The following is a 21,440-nucleotide window of genomic DNA, read 5'->3' as shown; positions in this document are numbered from 1 at the left end:
GCTCACTCCGACACCGGGACGGCGACCGGACGGCGCCGCAGCGCGACGGTCGCGGCCACCGCGACGACGCCCAGCACGACCGCCCCGACGGTGGCCGTGACGGTGAATCCCTCGGTGAACGCCACCCGGGCGGCCACCAGCAACGCCTCGGCCTCGACCGCGGGCAACGAGTCGGCCACCGCGAACGCCCCGCCCAGCGACCCGGTCGCCGCCTCCGTCACACCGGCGACGGACTGGCGCAGCGAGTCGCCGTACACCGCCACCGCGACGCTGCCCAGGACCGCGATACCGGTGGCCGCGCCGAGCTCGCCCGCGGTCTCCGAGGTGGCCGCGGCCGAGCCGGAGCGCTCGGGCGGCGCCGACCCGACGATCAGGTCGATGACCAGGCTGGCCGCCATCCCGACACCGGCGACGAGGACCGTATAGCAGGCGATGACGACGCCCACGCCGGAGTCGACCTCCACGGTCAGAGCCACCAGCGCGAAGCCGAGCGCGGCCACGGCGGCTCCGGAACCGACGACGATGCCCGGCGAGATGCGGCGCACCAGCAGGTTCGCGACAACGATGCCCACGACGGTGCCGCCGACGGTGGGCAGCATCCACAGCGCCGCGGTGAACGGCCGGATGCCCAGCACCGACTGCACGTACTGGACGGCGATCGCCCCCATGCCCGCGGTGGCGAAGGTCACGGCCGCGTTGGTCCCCACGGCGGCGCTGAAGGCCGGGCTGCGGAACAGCCGCACGTCGATCATCGGGTCGTCCAGGGACCGCTGGCGCCGGACGAAGAGCACGCCGAGGAGCAGCCCGGCGGCGATCGCGGCCACGTCGGGCGCGGAGACGGCAGCGTGAGCGGCGATCTCCTTGATGCCGTAGATCACCGGGAGCACCGCGGCCAGTGACAGCACGGCGCTGACGACGTCGACGCCGCCGTGGGCCGGGTTGCGCGACTCCGGCAGCAGCAACGGCCCCACGATCAGCAGGAGCACCATGACCGGCAGGTTGATCAGGAACACCGACCCCCACCAGAAGTGCTCGAGCAGCAGCCCGCCGATGATCGGCCCGACGGCCACCCCGCCGGTGAAGGCCGCGGTCCACACCCCGATGGCGGCCCGTCGCTGGTTCGCGTCGTGGAACATGCCGCGGATCAGCGACAGGGTCGACGGCGCCAGTGTCGCGCCGCCGATGCCGAGCAGGGCCCGGGCGGCGATCAGCATCTCCGGGCTGGTGGCGTAGGCGGCCAGCACCGACGCGGCGCCGAATGCCACCGCGCCCGCCAGGAGCAGCCGGCGGCGGCCGATCCGGTCGCCCAGCGACCCCATGGTGATCAGCAGCCCGGCCATGAGGAAGCCGTAGACGTCCATGATCCACAACAGCTGGGTGCCACTGGGTTCCAGGTCAGCGCTCAGCCAGGGCGCCGCCATGAACAGCACGGACAGGTCCATGGACGCCAGCAGCGCCGGGATGGTGAGGACGACGAGTCCGACCCATTCCCGGCGGCCGGCTCGCTCGACGATCTCTGTCATGGCCGGAACTATACAAACGTCTTAAACATATGTCTATGACGAGCGTATGAATCGGGGTCTACACTGACGCCATGGGACACCGTGAGGAGTTGCTCGCCGCCGCGAAGCGGCTGCTGGCGGAGCGGGGATTCGCCCACATCACCGCCCGCGACCTGGTGGCCGAGTCAGGGACCAACCTGGCCTCCATCGGGTACCACTTCGGCTCGAAGGAGGCCCTGCTCAACGCCGCGATCATCGACTCGTTCGACGACTGGGGCAACCACATCGAGGCGGCCATGCACGGGCGGTCCGGCGACACCGCGATGGATCGGCTGGAGGCGTTCCTCACCGGGCTGCAGGACGGGCAGAAGGAGAACCGCTCGATCATGGTGGCCAGCCTGCAGGCGTTCGGCCAGTTCGAATACGTCCCGCAACTGCGCGACGACCTCGCCCGCACCTATGAGGCGGCCCGGCGCGACCTCGCGGGGCTGGTGCTCGGACGCGACCCCGCGGAGATCGACGACGCGACGGCGCGCACCATCGGCTCGACGGCGCTGTGCCTGATCAACGGCATGGTGCTGCAGTGGCTGATCGACCCGGACGCGGCGCCGTCGGCGGCCGACCTCGCGTCCGCGCTCCGCGCTCTGGCTCAGCCCGACGCGATCGGCGGCGGCCGCTCCCGGGTCGACGCGAGGTAGCTGCCGACGGTGTTGACCAGCGCGACGATCGGCACCGCGATGATCGCGCCGATGATCGAGCCGGCCAGCGTGCCGATGGCGACGGCGACCGCGACCGCCAACGGGTGGACGCTCACCATGCGGCCGAGGATGAACGGCTGGAAGATGTTGCTCTCGATCTGCTGCACCACGATCAGCCCGACCAGCACCACGATCGCGATCAGCAGGCCCTGCGTCACCAACGCCACCAGCACGGCCACCGTCCCGGTGACGAACGCGCCGATCAGCGGCACGAACGCGCCGAAGAACACCAGCACGCCCAGCGGCAGCGCCAGCGGCACCTGCAGGATGAACAGCAGGATCGTGATGGCGACCGCGTCGAACAGCGCCACCAGCACCGTTCCGCGGATGTACTGCCCCAGCGTCAGCCAGGCGACGTCGCCGGCCGCGGCCGCACGGGCCCGCGCCCGGGCCGGGAACAGCCGCACCAGCCAGGTCCAGATGCGCTCGCCGTCGTAGAGGAAGAAGATCAGCGCGAACAGCGCCAGGGCCAGCCCGACCAGGATCTCGATGGCGACGGTGGCCGCCGTGGCCGCCTGCTCGGTGACGGAGCTGTCGTCCTGGAAGAGGGCGACGGCGCGGTCGATGTAGCGGTCCAGCTGCGCCTCGTCGATGCTGAACGGCGGACCGGCCAGCCAGTCGCGAACCTCCTGCAGACCCTCCTCGGCCTGGTCGACGACGTCCTGGAACTGGCCGCCGACGGCGTTGCCGACCAGCGTCAGCGACCCGACCACGACGAGCAGGAAGCCGATGAACACGGCGGCGGCCGCGGGGCCGCGCCCCCAGCCGGCCGTCCGCAGCCGGCGCACCAACGGCTGCAGACCGGCGGCGAGCAGCAGCCCGGCTACCAGCGGGAAGATGACGACCCGCAACTCCCACGCCAGCCAGCCCACCCCGGCCACCGCGGCCGCGATGATGATCAGCCGCCAGCTCCAGTCGGCGGCGTCGCGGACCACCTTCGGCACCGGGTGGGTGTCGGGGGCGCGCGGAACGGGCATGGACGCGGGCGGCGGCGGCACCGGACCGGGGGCCGTGCCGGTGGTCGTCGCCTCGTCGAGCGAACGAGACACGCCGTCCGTCGCGGGGTCGGCCGCCGCCACGGGGGCGCCGTCGGGCGTCGGGTCCTGACCGGCCGCCGCGGCCTGCGCGAGCCGCTGGCGGACGTCGGTCAACCAGCGACTCAGTCGCACCATGCGGTCCGGCACAAGGGCCAGCCTGACACACGGCCCCGGCCGCTCCGGCGGTGTGGTCGGAGGACCGCCGCGAAATTCTTTGCCGATCTCGCGTCATGATCCGGTGCGGCCACCGTCGTGGTGGGTGCAAGGGTCGGACGAAGCGTGCGCGAGAACGGGGAGTTCCGAGGATGACGATGTTCAACCACGACGACATTCCGGTGACATCGTTGCTGGCAGCCTGGTTGGAGCGGCCGGTGCCGGCGAGTGCGCGCGACGACGACCCCGCACCGGAGACGAGCCGGGCGGAGGCGACCACCGGGGAGTTGCCTCCGCCCGGCGTCGAGGCCGTGGTCGACGCGTTGACCGCCGACGTGCCCGATCCGGAGGACGTCGCGCACGGGCTGACGGTGTTCGCGTGGGAGCGCGCCGCCAGCACGCGCGACCTCACCTGTCTGCTGGACGAACTGGACGAGCTGTGGGACGTGCTCGAGGCGTCGGTGGGCGCGCCGCTCCCCCGCGTGACGGCGCGGCACCGGCTGGTCGACGCGTGGGTCGACGCGGTCGCCGCCGAGCGGGGTTCGCCGGGCATCGATCCGCTGTCCGGACTGCACACCGCCGGCTACCTCTACGGGCGCGTGAACGAGCTCGACCGGCTGTCCGGCATCGAGCCGATGGCGCTGGTTCTGCTCGTCATGCGATGGGACCCGGCGGACGGCCCGTGGCGGCGCATCGCCCGGGTCCTCCAGGCCGCGTCGGCGCTGCGTTCACGCGTCCGGCCGGACGCCACGCTGAGCCAGGTCGGCACCGCGATGGCGCTGGCCCTGGTACCCGACGATGCGCAGGCACGGGTCGAGCGGATCTCCTTGACGAAGGCGGTCGAAACCGGTGAACTGAGCACAGCAAATGTGCGGGTCGACGTGTTCGCTGTCCCGGACTCCAGGGCACGATTGCCTGAACTCGTGACTGGGCTGCTCGGGGGGGCTAATGTCGATCATGAGATCAGGCCGCCCAGGTTTCGTCATTCAGGGAGTGGATCCCTGGACTGAGCTGCCTGGGTGCAACCGGGATAGCGAGAACAGGTGACGATTCCAGCAGACGCCGCCAGCGACGAACAGCTCATCGCGCGCACGCGCGAAGGCGACATGGGCGCCTACGACGAGCTGTACCGTCGCCATGTCGACGACGCCTCCAAGGTCGCCCGTATCGTCACGAACAACAGCGACGAGGCGCAGGACGTCGTCGCCGAGGCGTTCACCCGGGTTCTCACGCGGCTGCGCGAGGGCGGCGGCCCGGACCTCGAGTTCGCCCCCTACCTGAAGACGGTCGTGCGGCGGCTGGCCATCGACCGCCACCGCAGCTCGCAGCGCGACGGCTCGCAGACCGACCCGTCGATCCTCGACGTCCTCCCGCACACCGACGACGCCATGGCCCGCTCCACCGACCGCCAGCTGGTCCGGCACGCGTTCGAGACGCTCCCCGAACGCTGGCAGCAGGTGCTGTGGCACACCGAGATCGAGGGCCGCTCGCCGGCCTCCCTGGCGCCCGCCCTGGGCAGCTCCGCCAACGCCGTCGCCGCCCTGGCCTACCGCGCCCGCGAGGGCCTGCGGCAGGCCTACCTCGCCGTGAACCTGTCCGCCGAGGTCCAGCCCGAGTGCCGTCCGTACGCGCCGAAGATCGCGTCGTACGTCCGCGGCACGCTGTCGGCGCACGACACCCGCGAGATGAGCGCCCACCTCGCCACCTGTACGCACTGCCGCGAACGGCGCGACGAACTGCTGCTGCTCGTCTCCGACATGCGGGGCATCCTTTGGCCCGCCCTGCTGCTCCCGGTCTCCGGGGTCGCCGCCGGTGCGGTGGCGGCCGGCGCCGGCGCCGCGGGTGGCGGCGTGCTCGCGTTCCTGTCGCCGGCCAACTGGGGCAAGCAGGCCCGGCAGTTCGCCGCCGCCGGTGGCGCGGCGGCCGCCGCCGCTGCCATCGCCGTCGCGGCGTGGGCCCTGACCAGCGGCGACGACCCGACCGACCCGCCGGCCGCCGCGCCGTCCGTCAGCGCCGAGCCCGAGCCGCCGGCCGACGAGCCGCAGGACGAGCCGCCGGCCGACGAGCCGCCGGCGCCGCCCGAGCAGGAAGAACCGCAGCCCGAGACGCCCGCGGACGAGCCGCCGGCCGACCAGCCGGTCGCCGACGCCCCGCCGCAGCAGGAGCCCGACGAGCCGGTCGAGGAGGAGCCGCCGGCCGAGCAGCCCGACGTCGACCCGTCGCAGCCGTCCGAGACGCCGAGCAGCGAGCCCTCGGAAGAGCCGACCGACGAGCCCACTCCCGACCCCACCCAGCCGCCGGCCGAGGCGCCGCCCGCCATCGAGCAGCAGCCGCCGTCGAACCCGGTCGTCGTGGCCGGCGAGGACGTCACGCTCACGGTGACGGTCACCGGCAACCCGCCGCCGGACCTGCAGTGGCAGTACGCCGAGCCGCCCGCGGGCTCCGGCGGCGACCAGCCGGCCACGGCCACGACGGCTAGCACCGAGAAGGCCGCCCCGAGGTTCGTGTTCGCGCCGACCACGTCGGGCACGCCGTACATCAGCTCCGCCGAGGAGCGGGCCGGCGAGACGCCTGGCGAGACGCCCGACGGCCCCGGCACGCCGGCCGAGGACGACTGGGTCGACGTCGCGGGTGCCACCACCGACACGCTGGTCATCGAGGCGCCGGACCGCGCGCTCGACGGCCGCCTCTACCGCGTCAAGGCGACGAACCCGCTCGGCACCATCACCACCGAGCCGGCCGTCATCACCGTGCAGTACCCACCGGCCATCGAGGACCAGCCGCAGAGCGTCACGGTCGTCGAGGGCGACACCGCCGTGTTCGAGGCGACCGCCGTGGCCAACCCGACCGCCATGTCCATCACCTGGCAGGTGCGCGCGCCGGGCGGCGAGTGGGGCGCACCCGACCCGTCCGTCGCCTCCGCCCGTCAGGAGGGCGTCCGGTCGACGCTCGAGCTCACCAACGTCAGCGGCGAGCGCGACGGCTACCAGTACCGTGCGGTGTTCACCAACGATGTCGGCGAGGCGGCGTCCGAGCCGGCCACGCTCACCGTGCGCTGGCAGCCGAAGATCACCGCGCAGCCCGAGCCGGTCGAGGCCGCACCCGGCGACGACGTCGAGTTCACCGCCAGCGCCTCGGCCAACCCGGAGGCGACCTGGGCCTGGGAGAGCGCGCCGTCGGCCGACGGCCCGTGGACCCCGGTCCCCGACGCCACCGGCACCGGCCCCGACGCCACCCTCACCCGCCCGGGAGTCACGCTCGACGACGACCACACCCGCTACCGCGCCGTCTTCACCAACGAGCTGGGCTCGGCGACCACCGACGCCGCCACGCTCGAGGTGGTGCGGGCCGGGCGGTTCCAGGTCGACCTCGGCGAGGCCGGTACGCGCTGCCTGGTCGTCGACGCCAACGGCGTGCCGCGAGCCGGCGACTGCGCCGAGGCGCCCAGCCGCGGCTGGGAGGTGCCGGGCGACGGCACCATCGTCTGGCGCGCCACCGGCCTGTGCCTCGACGGCGTCCACCCCATCGACGCGGTCGTCCTGACCGAGTGCGACGGCAGCAACAGCCAGCAGTGGAACCTCGACCCCGAGACGTCCGACCCGCAGCTGGTCAGGAGCGTGAAGTACCACGGCTTCACCCTCGACATCGAGCAGGTGGCGCCCGACGGCCGGGCACTCCTCTTCCCGATCCACAGCGGCGTCAACCAGCAGTTCCGCTACCTGCAGCCGTAGGCGCGCAGAGCGCCTCCACACCGGCCCGGTGAGCCCTTCTCGGCTCACCGGGCCGGTTCGTTTCGCCGCCCGTTCCCGACACTTCGAACGGGTGCCGAGTAAGGCCTTTCATCCGGTTCGTCCGGGGCCCAGAAATTCCTCGAGAAATTCTTCGTCAGCCGCGTCATAGCGGGGCCCGATCTCTGTCTTGTCGATCAAAGGCCCTGATCCACTCGACACGACGGCGAAGGGGGAACTGGCCGCATGACCGCATTGGCCGATCACATGAACACGTACGCAGAGGACTGGTTCGAGCTGCGGGACGCATGGCGGGCGTATGCCGCCTGCCGGGGCATGGACACCGACCTCTTCTACCCCGAGGGCCGTGGCAGCACGCTGCGGGCCAGGGAGCAGATCGCCAAGAACATCTGCACGTCCTGCCCGGTCGCGCAGCAGTGCCGGGAGGCCGCCTCGGCCCTTCCGGAGCGGTACGGCATCTGGGGCGGGCTGACCGAGGCGGAGCGGGGCTGGTCGCGCCGCTGACGGCGGCCGGCCACCCACCCCTCGGGCGGACTCGGCCCGTCCGGATTCACCGCTCGCACGACGCCCAGAAATGGGCGCAGTCACGCATTTCGTGAAGTTGCGACGAACGTGACGGGCACCACATCACACCCCTTCGAACTCCGGCTCCCGCCGCATTCCGCGCACCCGGCGGGAGCGCCGTCAACGTCACCGTCACCAGAGAGTTACCACCGCAGTTTTCCAGTCGTCCTTCCCACACCGCGTCAGTTGGCTACCGTCTGATTCATGTTCGCTGCGCTGGGTCGTTACGTCGCCCGACACCCGTGGCAGGTCATCGTCGCGTGGATCGTGGTGGCGGTCGCGGTGGTCGCCACCGCCCCCGCTCTCACGTCCACCACCGACGAGTCCGAGTTCCTGCCCGAGCACTACGAGTCCATCCAGGCCGCCGAACTGCAGGCCGACGCCTTCCCCGACCGCACCGAGATGGCCGCGATCATGGTGTTCGACCGTGAGGACGGCGCACCTCTGACCGACGACGACTCCGCCACCGTCGAGCGGATCTCGGGCGAGCTGGCCGGCCTGGACCTGCCCGAGTTCGGCCCGATCACGCCGAGCCCGCCGTCGGAGAACCGGCTGGTGCAGACGGCCGTCATCAGTCTCGCGCAGGACGCCGATCCGTTCGGCGAGGAGCTGATGGACAGCGTCCGCGACCTGCGCGAGGACGCTGAACCGCTGCTCGACGGCACCGGACTGCGCATGGGTGTCACCGGGTCGGCCGCACAGGGACTGGACTCACAGGAGGCGGCGTCGAACGCCGAGGCGATCGTCGGCATCGCGACGATCCTGCTGATCCTCGGCCTGCTCTTCATCATCTTCCGCAGCCCGATCATCGCGTTCATGCCGATCATCGTCGTCGCCGTGATCTCGCAGGTGGCGACCGGCCTGATCGCGTTCGCCAACGAGGCGTTCGACCTGCAGGCCGACTCGTCGATCACGGTCATCCTGATCGTGGTGCTCTACGGCATCGGCACCGACTACATCCTGTTCTTCCTGTTCCGCTACCGCGAGGCGCTGCGGCGCGGCCTGGACAGCAAGACCGCGGTGACGCACGCCACCGAGCGGGCCGGTGAGGCCATCGCGTCGGCCGGCGGCGCGGTCATCGTCGCGTTCATGGCGCTGATCCTGTCGACGCTGGGCATCTTCCGCTCGATCGGCCCGGCGCTGGCCATCGCGGTCGCCGTCACGGTGCTGGCCGCGCTGACGCTCGTCCCGGCCATCGTGTCGCTGCTGGGAACGAGGGTGTTCTGGCCGTCGAAGGCGTGGAAGAACGAGCCGAAGGCGGCCCGATTCGGTGCCGTCGGCACCTCGCTGGGCCGGCACCCGGTCCGGTTCGCCGTCGTGTCCGGCCTGGTGCTGGCGGCGCTGGCGGTGTTCGCGTTCGGGTTCCGGCCGACGTTCGACCTGTCGGACACCGGCGTGCCGTCGTCCGCGGAGTCGTCGGTGGCGCTCGAGACGCTGCAGAAGGGCCTGCCGCCCGGCGCGACCGACCCGACGACGGTGTTCCTGCGCAGCGCCGACGGCAGCCCGATCGACGAGGCGGACCAGGCGGCGTTCGGCACCACCCTCGGCGAGGCGCCGGGCGTGGCGCAGGTCGCGCCGCCCGTGCCCTCCGCCGACGGCAGCGTCGTCGTCTACAGCGTCGTCCTCGACTCCGATCCGACCTCGGACGCGTCGATGGACAACGTCGCCGGTCCCATCCGCGACACCGCGCACGACGCGGCGCCGGACGGCACCGAGGCGCTGGTCGGCGGCACGACGTCGGTCTTCGTCGACCTGCAGGACGCCATGAACCGCGACTACTCGGTCGTGTTCCCGGTAGCCGCACTGATCATCATGGTGATCCTGGCCGTGTTGCTGCGCAGTCTGGTGGCGCCCTGGTACCTCATGGCGTCGGTCGGCCTGGGCTTCGGCGCGACACTGGGCGCGACGGTGCTGGTGTTCCAGACGATCCAGGGCGACGACGGGCTGATCTTCATGCTGCCCATCTACATCTACCTGTTCGTCGTGGCGCTCGGCACCGACTACAACATCCTCATGGTGGCCCGGCTGCGCGAGGAGTCCCGCAACGGCCTGGAGCCGCGCGACGCCGCGGCCATGGCGGTCCGGCACGCCGGGCCGACGGTGGCCGCGGCCGGCGTCATCCTGGCCGGCACGTTCGCCTCGCTGATGCTGGGCGGCAACGCGCTGCTGACGTCGATGGGCTTCGCCATCTCGTTCGGCATCTTCGTCGCGGCGTTCGTCATGGCGATGTTCTTCACGCCGGCACTGACCGCGCTCATCGGGCACGCCGCCTGGTGGCCCGGCCACGGCGACCGGCGCGACGAGCCGGCCCCGCCGAGCGAGGGCGAACTGGCCAGGTCCGCCGACTAGGCGGATCAGGACGCACGGCCACGAGCACCACGACGCGGCGCCACGAACCTCGCAGGACCGTGGCGCCGCGTCGGCGTCGACGCGAGCGGTTCACCCGGGGTGGACGTCGAGGCGGCGATCAGGGCGACGGGCGTGCGGCCTTGCGCAGCTCTCGGCGGCGGCGCCGGCCCGGCGCCGCCGCGGCGACTCGGCTCCAGCCCAGCCGGCCGGTCAGCCGGACGACGGCACGAGGCGCCGCGGCGTCGCCCCTCGGGTCGACCCGCACCTTCGACCCGTGCTGCTCGAGATTCGAGACGTCGACGCGGACGTCGTCCGGGACGATCACGCGAAGCCGGCTGTGCGTGAGGTCGACGTCCACGCGAATCTCCGGCCCGGGCAGGACCGCCTCCATCAGGTCGAGCACCACTGACGAGTGGACCAGGGTGACGACGAGATGGGCGGGCACCTCCCACCGGCCCGTACGCTCGATCCTGGCGTGCGTCCCGTTGATCGTCGTGGGCTCGCCGGCACGACTCACCGCGAGAACGGGGTGCGTCGCGGCCAGCACGTCGTCCGCGCCGGGAAGGTGGACCAAGGCCGCCTCGAGATCGCCACGGGTGCGTGCCGCCATGACCGCGCCGAGCCGTTCGTCGATCTCGTCGACGCCGATCCGTCCGTCGCCATACGCCGCCCGGACGAGTTCCGCGGCCCGCTCGCGGTCGGCGTCGGAGACCCGTTGCAGCGCCTGCGAGGCGGCCAGGTCCTCGCGCCGCCCAGGTTCGTCGCCCATGGCGCAGAACTCTACGCAACCCGCGCCCGCCGAACCCGCCCGTATCGGCAGGCTTCGCCGGAATTATCCACTTGTGAAATCCGCAGGTCAGTGGCGCCGCGACAGCAATTGGGCCACAGTACGAACTATGAAGTGGGGAATCCGTCTGGTGCTCGCCGCCGCGGCGAACGGCGTGCTGTTCATGATCGCCGCCGTGTTGTTCGACAAGTTCAGCCTCTCCTTCACCGGCTGGCTGATCGGCACCGTCCTGTTCACCGTCTTCACCATGCTGCTGCGTGGGGTCATGGCGTCGCTGGCGCGCAAGTACGCCTCCAGCGCCACGTTCGTGGGCGGCATCGCGCTGACGTGGGTCGGGCTGCTGCTGACCGATCTGTTCACCGAGCGCAAGAACTTCGACCTCGAGGGCGTCGGCACCTGGATCTTCGTCACGCTCATCGTGTGGGTCGGCACCGTCATCTACGACCAGGTCGACGACCGCCTCATCGACGCCGTTCACGGCCGGACGAAGGGTCGACCGGCCGGCGCGTAGCCAAATCGGTCCGTAGTTCCACGGCGCGATTGGCACTCACGAGCGGACCGATTCGTCCTTAGCGTCGTGGCATGACCACCGTCACGCTCGCCGTCGCCGCCGCTCCCGCCGCTTCCCATGCGCCGCTGGTCACCCGGGCGCTGCTGCTCCGGTTCGTCACCATCGTCGGCTCGTCGCTCGGCTTCTACCTGCCGCTGTCGGTCGTGCCGCTGGTCGCCGAGGCGGCCGGGTCCGCCGGTGCCGCGGGTCTGGCCACCGGCGCGCTGCTGACCGCCTCGGTCGCCGGTGAGGTCGCGACGCCGCGGCTGGTCGCCCGGTTCGGCTACCGGCTGGCGCTGACCGCCGGGCTCGTGCTGCTCGGTGCGCCCACCCTGGTGCTGCTGGCCGCGCCGGACCTGGCGGTGGTGGTCGCGGTGAACCTGGTGCGCGGCCTCGGTTTCGGCGTCACGATCGTCGCGGGCGGCGCGTTGACGGCCGCTCTGCTGCCCGAGCACCGCCGCGGCGAAGGGCTCGCGCTGGTCGGGGTCGTCGGCGGGGTGCCCGCGCTGGTCGCGCTGCCGTTCGGCGTCTGGGCGGCCGAGCGGTGGGGCGCCGGGACGGTGTTCGCGATCACGGCGGTCGCCACCCTGCTGAGCCTCGCCGCCGTGCCGGGCCTCCCCCGGCGGACGGACGCGGCCGGCGGCACGCACGGCGTGCTGGCGGGGCTGCGCGACGCCGGGCTGGTTCGGCCGGCCGCCGTCTTCGCGGCGTCGACGGTCGCGATCGGCGTCCTGGTGACGTTCCTGCCGCTGGCCACCGCGTCGGCTTCGGTCGCCGCGGCCGCGCTGCTGGTGCAGCCGGCGACGGCGACGGCCGCGCGCTGGGTGGCCGGCAGGTTCGGCGACCGGCACGGTCAGGCCCGGCTACTGGTCCCCGGACTGCTGCTGGCCGCGGCCGGCCTGCTCGGGGTCAGCGCGACGGGGACGCCGGCCGCCGTCGTCGCCGGAGCCGCCGTGTTCGGTGCCGGCTTCGGGGTGCTGCAGAACGCGACGCTCGCGCTCATGTACAGCCGGGTGCGGCCGGCCGGTTACGGCACCGTCAGCGCGATCTGGAACGCCGCCTACGACGTCGGCATGGCGGTCGGCGCGGCCGGTGCCGGCATGGTCGCCGCCGGTGCGGGCTACCCCGTCGTCTTCGTCCTGGCCGCAGCACTGCTGGTGCCGGCGCTGCTGCCGGCACGGCGCGAGCGGCGGCTCACGGCCTGACCGGCGCCGCGGTCACCGGCGCCGCGGTCACCGGCGCCGGGCGAGTTGCACGGCCGCGCCCGCCTCGTCTCATCCGGCGATGCGAACCTCGGCCGGCCCGCACCGCTCGGGTAGGTATGACCCGCCCCGACAGGGAGGGTGCCCACCCTACGGGCGGGCACCGACAGAGCCCGCGCCGCTGCCCGGCCCGTGCTCGACGGCGGCGGCGAGCGCCTCGCGGCAGGCGAGGATGGACGGCCGCTGGGCCATGGAGTGCCGGGCCGCGGTGAACACCGTCCGGTGCGGCACACCGTCGAGGTCGATCAGCCGCACCGCAGGCGGGCGCCGCGCCCACATGAGGTCGGGGATCAGCGCCACCGCGTTGCCCGTCTCGATCAGCTCGATCTGCGCCGTCAGGTCGGCCGTCTCGAACCGCACGTCCGGCTCGAACCCGGCCTGCCGGCAGGCCTGCTCGGCGAAGTGCCGCGACGCCGCGCCGTGCGGCTCGACCACCCACGGCAGCCCGGCGGTGTCGGCCAGCCCGGTGATGTGCGCCCACTCCGGCCCGGGTGGGACGGCCAGCCGGATGGCGTCGCGGGTGAGGCCGACGCGATCGAGCTCGGGGTGCCAGGGCGCCGCGTGGCTCGGGTACTGCTCGGCGACGACCAGGTCGAAGTCGCGGGCGAACGTCTCCATCAGCGCGGTCTCCGGCTCGCGCTGCGTCATCGTGACGCGCAGCCGCGGATGCCGCTCGGCCAGGGTGTGCAGCAGGTCGGGCATCAGCGCGAGCGCGGCGGACTGGAAGACCGCGATGCGGACGGTTCCGGTGGCCTCCTGCAGGGACGCCCGCAGGTCGGACTCCGCCTCCTCGAGCCGCTGCAGGACGACGGCGGTGTGCTCGACCAGGATCTCCGCCTGCGGGGTGAGCTGCAGCCGCCGGCCGACCTTGCGCAGCAGCGGCACGCCGGCCTCCTTCTCCAGCAGCGTGAGCTGCTGCGACACCGAGGAGGGACTCTGGTGCAGGGCCGCGGCGACGTCGGCGATGGTGCCGCGGACGGCCAGTTCGCGCAGCAGCCGCAGCCGGCGGACGTCGAGCACGGTTGCCTCCAGGAAACCATAAGTGGATCTGACGAGTACTCGTCAGAAAACATCGCTTTACCTTATGCCAGTGGGTGACCAGACTGTGGACATGGCCGTGACCTGGACGACACCGCCGCTCGGGCGGACGGGTTGAACGATCTGCTGGCGCTCTCCGACGAGGTCGTCGCGACCGTCCGCCGCTGGCTGGACGAGGCCGCGCAGCATCCCGCGAGCGCCGCCGCCCAGCGGCTCTCGCAGGTGCTCGCCGACCCCAGCGGGCTGCCGTTCGCGGTCGGCTTCGTCGACGGCGTGGTCCGGCCCGAGGACCCGAAGGTCGCCGCCCGGGCGCTGCGCGACCTCGCCGCGGACGTGCCGGCGTTCCTGCCCGCGCACCTGCGGCTCGCGGTCCGGGCCGGCGGGCTGGCCGGACGGGCCGCTCCCGGAGTGGTCGTGCCGATCGCCCGGCGGGCGCTGCGCGCGATGGTCGGCCACCTGGTCGTCGACGCCCGGCCGGCGCAGCTGGGCCGGGCGATCACGCGTATCCGCCGCGGCGGCTCCCGGCTCAACGTCAACCTGCTGGGCGAGGCGGTGCTGGGCGAGCGCGAGGCCCGCCGCCGGCTCGACGGCACGCTGAAGCTGCTGGACCGCCCCGACGTCGACTACGTGTCGGTCAAGGTGTCGTCGACGGTGGCGCCGCACTCGGCGTGGGCGTTCGACGACACCGTGGCCCACGTCGTCGAGGCGCTCACGCCGCTGTACCGGCGGGCCGCGGCCGCGTCGACGTTCGTCAACCTCGACATGGAGGAGTACCGCGACCTCGAGCTCACGACCGCGGTCTTCACCACGCTGCTGGACCGGCCGGAGTTCCAGGGCCTGGAGGCCGGCATCGTCCTGCAGGCCTACCTGCCGGACACGCTGGGCACGATGATCCGGCTGCAGGAATGGGCGGCCGCACGCCGGGCCCGCGGCGGCGCGCCGGTCAAGGTGCGTGTGGTCAAGGGCGCGAACCTGCCGATGGAGCGGGTCGAGGCGTCGCTGCGCGGCTGGCCGCTGGCCACCTGGCACAGCAAGCAGGAGACCGACACCAACTACAAGCGGCTGCTCGACTACGCGCTGCGGCCCGGGCACATCGACAACGTGCACATCGGCGTCGCCGGGCACAACCTGTTCGACCTCGCCTTCGCCTGGCTGCTGGCCGGGCGGCGCGGGGTCCGCGACGGCGTCGAGGTCGAGATGCTGCTGGGCATGGCCCAGGGTCAGGCCGAGGTGGTCCGCCGCGAGGTCGGCAAGGTCCGCCTCTACACCCCGGTCGTGCACCCGCGTGAGTTCGACGTCGCCATCGCCTATCTGGTCCGCCGGCTGGAGGAGGGCGCGAGCGAGGAGAACTTCCTGTCCGCTCTCGCCGGGCTGCACGACCACGAGGAGCTGTTCGTCCGCGAGCGCGACCGGTTCCTCGCCTCGCTGGCCGCGCTCGACCGCGCCGTTCCTCGGCCACACCGCGCGCAGGACCGCCGCGAGCCGGTCGCGGGCACCGTCCAGGCCGAGTTCCAGAACGTGCCCGACACCGATCCCTCGCTGCCGGGCAACGTGGCATGGAGCCGCGACATCCTCGCCCGCGCGGCCACCAGCTCGGCCGGTGCGGCCACCGCCGAGGCCGCCGTCGTCACGTCGGAGGGCGCGCTCGACGAGCTGCTGGGCGACGCCGCCGAGGCGGGCCGCGGCTGGGGTGCGCTGACCGGCGCCGAGCGGGCGGCGGTGCTGCGCCGCGCGGCGGTCGAGCTGGAACGGCACCGGGCCGAGCTGCTGGAGGTCATGGCGGCCGAGGCCGGCAAGACCCTGGACCAGGGCGATCCCGAGGTGTCCGAGGCGATCGACTTCGCCGACTACTACGCGGGCCTGGCCGAACGGCTCGACGACGTCGACGGCGCGGTCCGCCGGCCGGTGCCGCTCACCGTCGTCACGCCGCCGTGGAACTTCCCGGTCGCGATCCCGGCCGGGTCGACGCTGGCCGCCCTGGCCGCCGGGTCCGCCGTCGTGCTCAAGCCGGCGTCGCAGGCCGTGCGCTGTGGCGCGGTGCTGGCCGAGGCGCTGTGGGCGGCCGGGGTCCCGCGCGACGTGCTGCGGCTGCTGCGGGTCGGCGAGTCCGCGCTGGGCCGCCGGCTGGTGTCCGACCCGCGCGTCGGCCGGGTCATCCTCACCGGCGCCTACGAGACCGCCGAGCTGTTCCGGTCGTTCCGCACGGACCTCCCGCTGCTGGCCGAGACCAGCGGCAAGAACGCGATCGTCGTCACGCCGAGCGCCGACATCGACCTCGCCGTCCGCGACGTCGTGTACTCCGCGTTCGGCCACGCCGGCCAGAAGTGCTCGGCCGCGTCGCTGGTCATCCTCGTCGGCTCGGTGGCGCGGTCGCGCCGGTTCCGCGACCAGCTGGTCGACGCCGTCGCATCGTTGAAGGTGGGCCTGCCGACCGACCCGACGTCGCAGGTCGGCCCGCTCATCGGTCCGGCCGAGGGCAAGCTGCTGCGGGCGCTGACGACGCTCGGCCCGGGCGAGTCGTGGGTGGTCCGGCCGCGGCAGCTGGACGACGAGGGCCGCAGTTGGTCGCCGGGCGTCAAGGTGGGCGTCACCGACGGCTCGGAGTACCACCTGACGGAGTACTTCGGCCCGGTGCTCGGCATCATGACCGCGGCCACGCTGGACGAGGCGATCGCGCTGCAGAACCGGGTCGCCTACGGCCTCACCGCGGGCCTGCACACCCGCGACGCCGGCGACCTCGCGGCCTGGCTCGACCGCGTCGAGGCCGGCAACCTCTACGTCAACCGCGGCACCACCGGCGCGATCGTCCGGCGGCAGCCGTTCGGCGGCTGGAAGCGTTCCGCCGTCGGCGCCGGGACGAAGGCGGGCGGGCCGAACTACCTCGTCGGCCTCACCGACTGGTCGGCCGCGCCGTCCACGGCCGCGGCGACGCCGCTGGCCGCCGGACCGGCCGCGCTGCTGGCCGCCGGGCACTCCGCCGGGCTGGCCGGCACCGACGCGCTGGAGCGGGCGCTGCGCAGCGACGCCGCCGCCTGGCGCGACGAGTTCGGCGTCGCCCGCGACGTGTCCGGGCTGATCGCCGAACGCAACGTGTTCCGGTACCTGCCGTATCCGGTCACCGTCCGGCACGAGTCCGGCGCGCCGGTCGCCGACCTGCTGCGGGTGGTCGCGGCCGGCCTGCTCGCGGGCGCTCGGGTGACGGTGTCGGCGGCCGGCGAGCTGCCCGCGGCCGTGACGTCGGCGCTGACGGCGCTCGGCGTCGCCGTGTCGGTCGAGCCCGCCGCTGACTGGCAGCGCCGGGCGGCGACGCTGACCGGCCGGGTGCGGCTGGTCGGCGGCGACCCCGCGGCGCTGTACGAGGCCGCCGGCGGCCGTCCCGACCTCGCCGTCTACGCCCAGCCGGTGACCGAGGCCGGCCGCGTCGAGCTGCTGCCGTTCCTGCACGAGCAGGCGGTCAGCATCACCGCGCACCGCTTCGGCTCCCCCGACCCGCTGGCACAGGCGTCTACCCTCGCAGGATGACCCAGCCCAACGCCGACGTCAGGGCCGCTCTCGAGTTCCACGCGGCCACGAAGTACCGGCGCGGAGACGACGGCGGCATCGTCATGGGCACGCCGCCGCACCTCGAGAACGCGATCTGGGAGGAGGACCGCTCGCTCGAGCCGTACCCGTTCAAGGTGTACGAGACGCTGGAGCCGATCGCGATCCCGCGCGAGTTCGCGCCGTCGGCCGTCCCGGCGCTGGCGGCGGTGTCGGCTTCCGGCCTGGACGGCACGGCGGCGCCCGACGTCGAGCTGCTGGCGCGCATCGCGCGGCTGAGCAACGGCCTGCTGGACCGCACCGTGAGCGTCCGCGGCAGCACGCTCACCTACCGGACGGCGGGCGGCACCGGCGCCCGTTACCACCTGGAGCTGTACTTCGCCTGTGCCGACCTGCCCGGTCTCACCGCGGGCCTCTACCAGTACGCGGCGCACGACCACAGCCTGCGCCGGGTGCGCTCCGGCGACGTCCGCGCGGCGCTCGTAGGGGCCACCGGCGCCGAGCCCGCGGTGGCGGCAGCACCCGTCGTCCTGGCGGTGACCAGCACGTTCTGGCGCAACGCCTGGCGCTACAAGGCGCGCGCCTACCGGCACGCGTTCTGGGACGCGGGCACGTCGCTGTCGCAGGCGCTGGCGGTCGCGGCGTCGGCCGGCGTCCCGGCGGAGCTGGTGCTCGGCTTCTCCGACCGTGAGGTCAACGCCGTCCTCGGCGTCGACGGCACGCGTGAGGCCGCCGTCGCGCTCTGCGCGCTCGGCCGCGGTGCGGCGCCGGCGCCCGACGCGGCGGCACTGCCGCCGGTGGACCTGCCGGTGCGCCCGGTCTCTCCGCGCGAGGTCGACTTCCCCGCGATCGGCGCGATGCACCTGGCGTCGTCGCTGGACACCGGCGCCGACGCGGCGGCCTGGCGGTCCGGGACACTGTCCGCCGCGGCGCCGGAGCCGGCCGGGCCACTCACCCCGCTGGACCCGCTGCCCGACGACGCGCTCCCGCCGTCGCCGGTCGAGGACGTGATCCTGCGGCGCCGCTCGACCCGCACCTACGACACCACCGCCGAACTCGGGTTCCGCGACTTCTCCACGCTGCTGGACCGCTCGTCACGGGCCTTCGCCGCCGACGTCGGGCCGCCGCTGGACTGCTATCTGATCGTCAACGCCGTCGAGGGGCTGACCCCCGGCAGCTACCTGCACCACCCGGATCGCGGCGCGGTCGAGCTGCTGCGTGCGGGCGACTTCCGCGCCGACGCCGCGCGCATCGCCGTCGGCCAGGAGTACTGCGCCGACGCGCACGTCAACGCCTACTGGCTGGCCGACCTGGGGCCGCTGCTGAGGACGTACGGCAACCGCGGCTACCGTGCGGCTCAGCTGACCAGCGCGTTGCGGGCCGGCAAGCTGCACCTCGGCACGCACGCGCTGGGCCTGGGCGCCGTCGGCTCCACGTCGGCCGACGACGAGGTGGTCGAGCTCTTCTCGCCGCACGCGGCCGGCAAGAGCTATCTGTTCGTGACGGTGTTCGGGGTCAAGCGGCCGCGAACCGCTTCCCCGCGTCCGTGAGCACGTCGCGCAGCCCGTCGACGATCTCGTCGAGGACCGCGCGGTCGCTGATCAGCGGCGGCGCGATCTGCAGGACGGCATCGCCGCGGTCGTCGGCGCGGGCGATCAGGCCGGCCTCCAGCAACCGGCCGGGCAGGTAGCCACGCAGCAGGGCGTCGCGCTCGGCTTGGTCGAACCTGCCGTTCGCGGCATCCTGCACCAGCTCGACCGCCCAGAAGAAGCCGGCGCCGCGGACGTCGCCGACGATCGGCAGCCCGAGCAGCTCGCCCAGGCGGTCGCGCAGGTACGGCTCCAGCGCGCGGACGTTCTCGAGGACGCCGTCGCGGGCGACGATGTCGATGGTGCGCAGGGCTACCGCGGCGCTGGCCGGATGGCCGCCGAACGTGATGCCGTGCCGGAGCACCCGGCCGCCGTCGACCAGCGGCTGGACCACGCGGTCGGTCGTGAGCACAGCGCCCATCGGCGCGTACGCCGCGGTGAGGCCCTTCGCCAGGCTGACGAGGTCGGGCGTGACGCCCTCGCGCGCGACGCCGAACCACTCGCCCAGCCGCCCGCAGCCGGTGATGACCTCGTCGGCCATCAGCAGGATGCCGTAACGATCGGCGATCTCGCGCAGCCCGCGCCAGTAGCCCGGCGGCGGGGTCAGGCAGCCGCCGGCGTTCTGCACCGGCTCGGCGATGATCAGCGCCACCTCGTCGGGCCCCGCCGCGACGACCGCGGCCTCGACCTCGGCCAGCAGCCGGGCGCGGAAGGCCGCGGGGTCGGCGCCGTCGGGCGCCCGGAACGCGTTGGTGTTCGACACGTGGGTGACGTCGATGGGCGGCGGGCCGAAGTCGTCCTTGAACCGCGCGACGCCGGTGAACGCCAGCGCCCCCAGCGTCACACCGTGGTAGGCGACGTCGCGGGCGATCGCCTTCGTGCGCCGCGGCTGGCCGATGGCCAGGTAGTGCTCGCGGACGAGCTTCCACGCGGCCTCGACCGCCTCGGAGCCGCCGTTGGTGAAGAACGCGCGGGTCAGCCCGGCCGGTGCGAGGCCGGTGAGCCGCTCGGCCAGCTCGATGGCCGGCGGGTGCGCCGTCGCCCAGTTGGTGTTGAACGGCAGCCGGGTGAGCTGCTCGGTGACCGCGGCGCCCATCTCGGCCCCGTAGGAGTAGCCGAGCTGGGCGCAGAACAGGCTCGACAGCGCGTCGACGTAGCGCCGCCCACGGCTGTCGAACACGTACGGGCCCTCGGCCCGCTCGAGCACCAGCAGGTCGTCGAGCCGCTGCTTGGAGAAGTGGAGCAGCAGGTGGTCCGCCGCGGACCGCTGCAGCTCGTCGTGTGTCGGGGTCATCTGGCCTCACCGCCTCCGTCCCCAGTCTGTCGTACCCGGGCGACGAGGACGGCCGAGGCCGCGACACTGACCAGCGCGACGGCGAACAGCGGGCGGTAGCCGTCGAAGACGGTGATGACCAGCGCGGCCACCGGCGGGGCGATCGTCTGCGGCACGTTGACCGCGACGTTGAACAGTCCCAGGTCCTTCCCCGCCCCACCCGCCCGATCCGGCAGCACGTCGATGGCCAGTGCGTTGCCGCAGGCCAGGTACAGCCCGCCGGCCAGACCCTGGACCGCCGCGAACACCGCCACCGCCGCCGTCGTCGCGGACGCCAGCGGCACCGCGAGCGCCACGCCGAGGATCGCGGCCGCCGCCACCAGGAACACCGTGCGCCGGCCGGTCCGGTCGCTCCACCAGCCACCCACGACCACGCCCACGACCGTCGTCGCGAAGCCGAGCACTGTGAGCAGCCCGATCAGCCGGTTGGCGTCGTCGCGGCCGAGACCCACATAGTCCGTGAGGATGTACAGCTGGTAGGTCAGGATGAGCTGGTAGCCGAGCACGAACAGCAGCCGCGACCCGAACACGCGCAGGAAGTCGGCATGCTCGCGCGGCCGTCGCCAGAACCCGCGCAGCAGCTCTCGCCGCGGCCCGTCGCGCGTCGGCGCCGGGGCATCGTCGCGCAGCGTCGCGCGGTTGACCAGTACGAACACCGTGGCCGCGGCGACCACCGCCAGCCCGAGCACGGTGTACGCGACCGGCCGGTGCTCGGTGGCCAGCGGACCGGCGAAGGCCGTCCCCGCCGCCGCGCCGGCCATCCCTCCGCCGGCCAGCACCGCCGACGCACGGCCGCGGCGGGCCGGCGCGATGCGGTCGGCCACCGTGGCCGCGACGGCGACGTCGGTGCCGTTGAGCGCGAACTGGACGACCACCCAGAACACGCAGATCCACGCGACCGAGCCGAGCCCGCCGAGACCCAGCAGGAACCCGGCGGCCACGACGGCTCCGGCCAGCAGCCACGGCGCCCTGCGGCCCAACCGGCTGTGCGTGCGGTCGCTCAGCGCGCCGACCAGCGGCTGGGCGAGGATCGTGAACGCGAACGAGACCGACGTGACGATGGCCAGGTTGGCGACCTTGCGGTCAGGATCGATCGCCTCGACGTGGTTCGGCAGCAGCACCGACAGCAGCGCGGCGTAGTTCGCGACCACGGCGAACATGACCAGCGCCAGCGACGGCAGCACCCGCCTGCTGACCAGCGGGCGGACGAGGGTGTCGGGCGCGACCAC

Annotated in this window: 15 protein-coding genes; 9 read left to right on the top strand and 6 right to left on the bottom strand. The window is 73.4% G+C overall.

The window, feature by feature from the left end; genetic code table 11:
- Positions 1-2 precede the first annotated feature (2 nt).
- A complete protein-coding gene (locus DZA62_RS22965; RefSeq protein ID WP_116951266.1) occupies positions 3-1,523 on the bottom strand; it encodes an MFS transporter in 1,521 nt (506 codons plus the stop codon).
- Between the two features lie 71 nt (positions 1,524-1,594).
- Between DZA62_RS22965 and DZA62_RS22960 the strand changes: the two genes are divergently transcribed.
- A complete protein-coding gene (locus tag DZA62_RS22960) occupies positions 1,595-2,200 on the top strand; it encodes a TetR/AcrR family transcriptional regulator (RefSeq protein WP_116951265.1) in 606 nt (201 codons plus the stop codon).
- Here the strand turns inward: DZA62_RS22960 and DZA62_RS22955 are convergent.
- On the bottom strand, positions 2,152-3,411 hold the full coding sequence (locus DZA62_RS22955) for an AI-2E family transporter (RefSeq protein WP_157987846.1): 1,260 nt from the start codon (positions 3,409-3,411) through the stop codon (positions 2,152-2,154). The two genes, DZA62_RS22960 and DZA62_RS22955, sit on opposite strands and share 49 nt — an antisense overlap.
- Positions 3,412-3,602: 191 nt before the next feature.
- Here DZA62_RS22955 and DZA62_RS22950 point away from each other — a divergent pair, with 191 nt between their 5' ends.
- The 4 genes from DZA62_RS22950 to DZA62_RS22935 all read left to right on the top strand — a co-directional run bounded on the left by DZA62_RS22950 (position 3,603) and on the right by DZA62_RS22935 (position 10,112).
- Entirely contained in the window at positions 3,603-4,460 is an 858-nt protein-coding gene (locus tag DZA62_RS22950) for a hypothetical protein (RefSeq protein WP_116951263.1), read from the top strand.
- Positions 4,461-4,493: 33 nt separating this feature from the next.
- Positions 4,494-7,181: a sigma-70 family RNA polymerase sigma factor gene (locus DZA62_RS22945; RefSeq protein ID WP_116951262.1), complete on the top strand. Its 2,688-nt coding sequence runs from the start codon at positions 4,494-4,496 to the stop codon at positions 7,179-7,181.
- A 264-nt stretch (positions 7,182-7,445) separates the two neighbouring features.
- Positions 7,446-7,703 carry a WhiB family transcriptional regulator gene (locus DZA62_RS22940; protein WP_111256804.1) on the top strand — a complete coding sequence of 86 codons (258 nt, stop codon included), beginning with the start codon at positions 7,446-7,448 and terminating at the stop codon, positions 7,701-7,703.
- 264 nt (positions 7,704-7,967) lie between these two features.
- Positions 7,968-10,112, top strand: coding sequence for an MMPL family transporter (locus DZA62_RS22935; RefSeq protein WP_116951261.1), 2,145 nt, complete (start codon positions 7,968-7,970; stop codon positions 10,110-10,112).
- A 118-nt stretch (positions 10,113-10,230) separates the two neighbouring features.
- Here DZA62_RS22935 and DZA62_RS22930 read toward each other — a convergent pair whose 3' ends face one another.
- Entirely contained in the window at positions 10,231-10,881 is a 651-nt protein-coding gene (locus tag DZA62_RS22930) for a DUF1707 SHOCT-like domain-containing protein (protein ID WP_116951260.1), read from the bottom strand.
- A gap of 127 nt (positions 10,882-11,008) precedes the next feature.
- On the opposite strand from DZA62_RS22930, the gene DZA62_RS22925 reads away from it, so the two are divergent.
- Both DZA62_RS22925 and DZA62_RS22920 read left to right on the top strand, forming a co-directional pair.
- Positions 11,009-11,410: a hypothetical protein gene (locus DZA62_RS22925; protein ID WP_157987845.1), complete on the top strand. Its 402-nt coding sequence runs from the start codon at positions 11,009-11,011 to the stop codon at positions 11,408-11,410.
- Between the two features lie 71 nt (positions 11,411-11,481).
- Positions 11,482-12,654, top strand: coding sequence for an MFS transporter (locus DZA62_RS22920; RefSeq protein WP_116951258.1), 1,173 nt, complete (start codon positions 11,482-11,484; stop codon positions 12,652-12,654).
- Between the two features lie 147 nt (positions 12,655-12,801).
- Here DZA62_RS22920 and DZA62_RS22915 read toward each other — a convergent pair whose 3' ends face one another.
- The gene (locus DZA62_RS22915) at positions 12,802-13,731 is read right to left on the bottom strand and encodes a LysR substrate-binding domain-containing protein (protein ID WP_116951257.1); all 930 of its coding nucleotides are present in this window, start codon (positions 13,729-13,731) and stop codon (positions 12,802-12,804) included.
- A gap of 132 nt (positions 13,732-13,863) precedes the next feature.
- Between DZA62_RS22915 and DZA62_RS22910 the strand changes: the two genes are divergently transcribed.
- Positions 13,864-17,271 (top strand): proline dehydrogenase family protein, encoded by a 3,408-nt coding sequence (locus DZA62_RS22910; RefSeq protein WP_116951256.1) that lies wholly within the window; start codon positions 13,864-13,866, stop codon positions 17,269-17,271.
- A complete protein-coding gene (locus DZA62_RS22905) occupies positions 17,268-18,839 on the top strand; it encodes a SagB/ThcOx family dehydrogenase (RefSeq protein ID WP_116951255.1) in 1,572 nt (523 codons plus the stop codon). The genes DZA62_RS22910 and DZA62_RS22905 overlap by 4 nt, the downstream gene beginning before the upstream one ends.
- On the opposite strand, the gene DZA62_RS22900 is transcribed toward DZA62_RS22905, so the two are convergent.
- Positions 18,805-20,172: an aspartate aminotransferase family protein gene (locus tag DZA62_RS22900; RefSeq protein WP_116951254.1), complete on the bottom strand. Its 1,368-nt coding sequence runs from the start codon at positions 20,170-20,172 to the stop codon at positions 18,805-18,807. The two genes, DZA62_RS22905 and DZA62_RS22900, sit on opposite strands and share 35 nt — an antisense overlap.
- A complete protein-coding gene (locus DZA62_RS22895) occupies positions 20,169-21,440 on the bottom strand; it encodes an MFS transporter (protein WP_157987844.1) in 1,272 nt (423 codons plus the stop codon). The genes DZA62_RS22900 and DZA62_RS22895 overlap by 4 nt, the downstream gene beginning before the upstream one ends.

This window comes from Jiangella endophytica (genome assembly GCF_003427025.1).
GTDB classification, from domain to species: domain Bacteria; phylum Actinomycetota; class Actinomycetes; order Jiangellales; family Jiangellaceae; genus Jiangella; species Jiangella endophytica.
This window is presented reverse-complemented; position numbering and strand designations above follow the sequence as displayed.

Excerpts from the sequence above, each read along its gene's own strand:
- DZA62_RS22950 (WP_116951263.1), top strand. The coding sequence starts at position 3,603 with ATGACGATGTTCAACCACGACGACATTCCGGTGACATCGTTGCTGGCA.
- DZA62_RS22900 (WP_116951254.1), bottom strand. The coding sequence starts at position 20,172 with ATGACCCCGACACACGACGAGCTGCAGCGGTCCGCGGCGGACCACCTG.
- DZA62_RS22920 (WP_116951258.1), top strand. The coding sequence starts at position 11,482 with ATGACCACCGTCACGCTCGCCGTCGCCGCCGCTCCCGCCGCTTCCCAT.
- DZA62_RS22930 (WP_116951260.1), bottom strand. The coding sequence starts at position 10,881 with ATGGGCGACGAACCTGGGCGGCGCGAGGACCTGGCCGCCTCGCAGGCG.
- DZA62_RS22940 (WP_111256804.1), top strand. The coding sequence starts at position 7,446 with ATGAACACGTACGCAGAGGACTGGTTCGAGCTGCGGGACGCATGGCGG.
- DZA62_RS22905 (WP_116951255.1), top strand. The coding sequence starts at position 17,268 with ATGACCCAGCCCAACGCCGACGTCAGGGCCGCTCTCGAGTTCCACGCG.
- DZA62_RS22965 (WP_116951266.1), bottom strand. The coding sequence starts at position 1,523 with ATGACAGAGATCGTCGAGCGAGCCGGCCGCCGGGAATGGGTCGGACTC.
- DZA62_RS22935 (WP_116951261.1), top strand. The coding sequence starts at position 7,968 with ATGTTCGCTGCGCTGGGTCGTTACGTCGCCCGACACCCGTGGCAGGTC.
- DZA62_RS22960 (WP_116951265.1), top strand. The coding sequence starts at position 1,595 with ATGGGACACCGTGAGGAGTTGCTCGCCGCCGCGAAGCGGCTGCTGGCG.
- DZA62_RS22925 (WP_157987845.1), top strand. The coding sequence starts at position 11,009 with ATGAAGTGGGGAATCCGTCTGGTGCTCGCCGCCGCGGCGAACGGCGTG.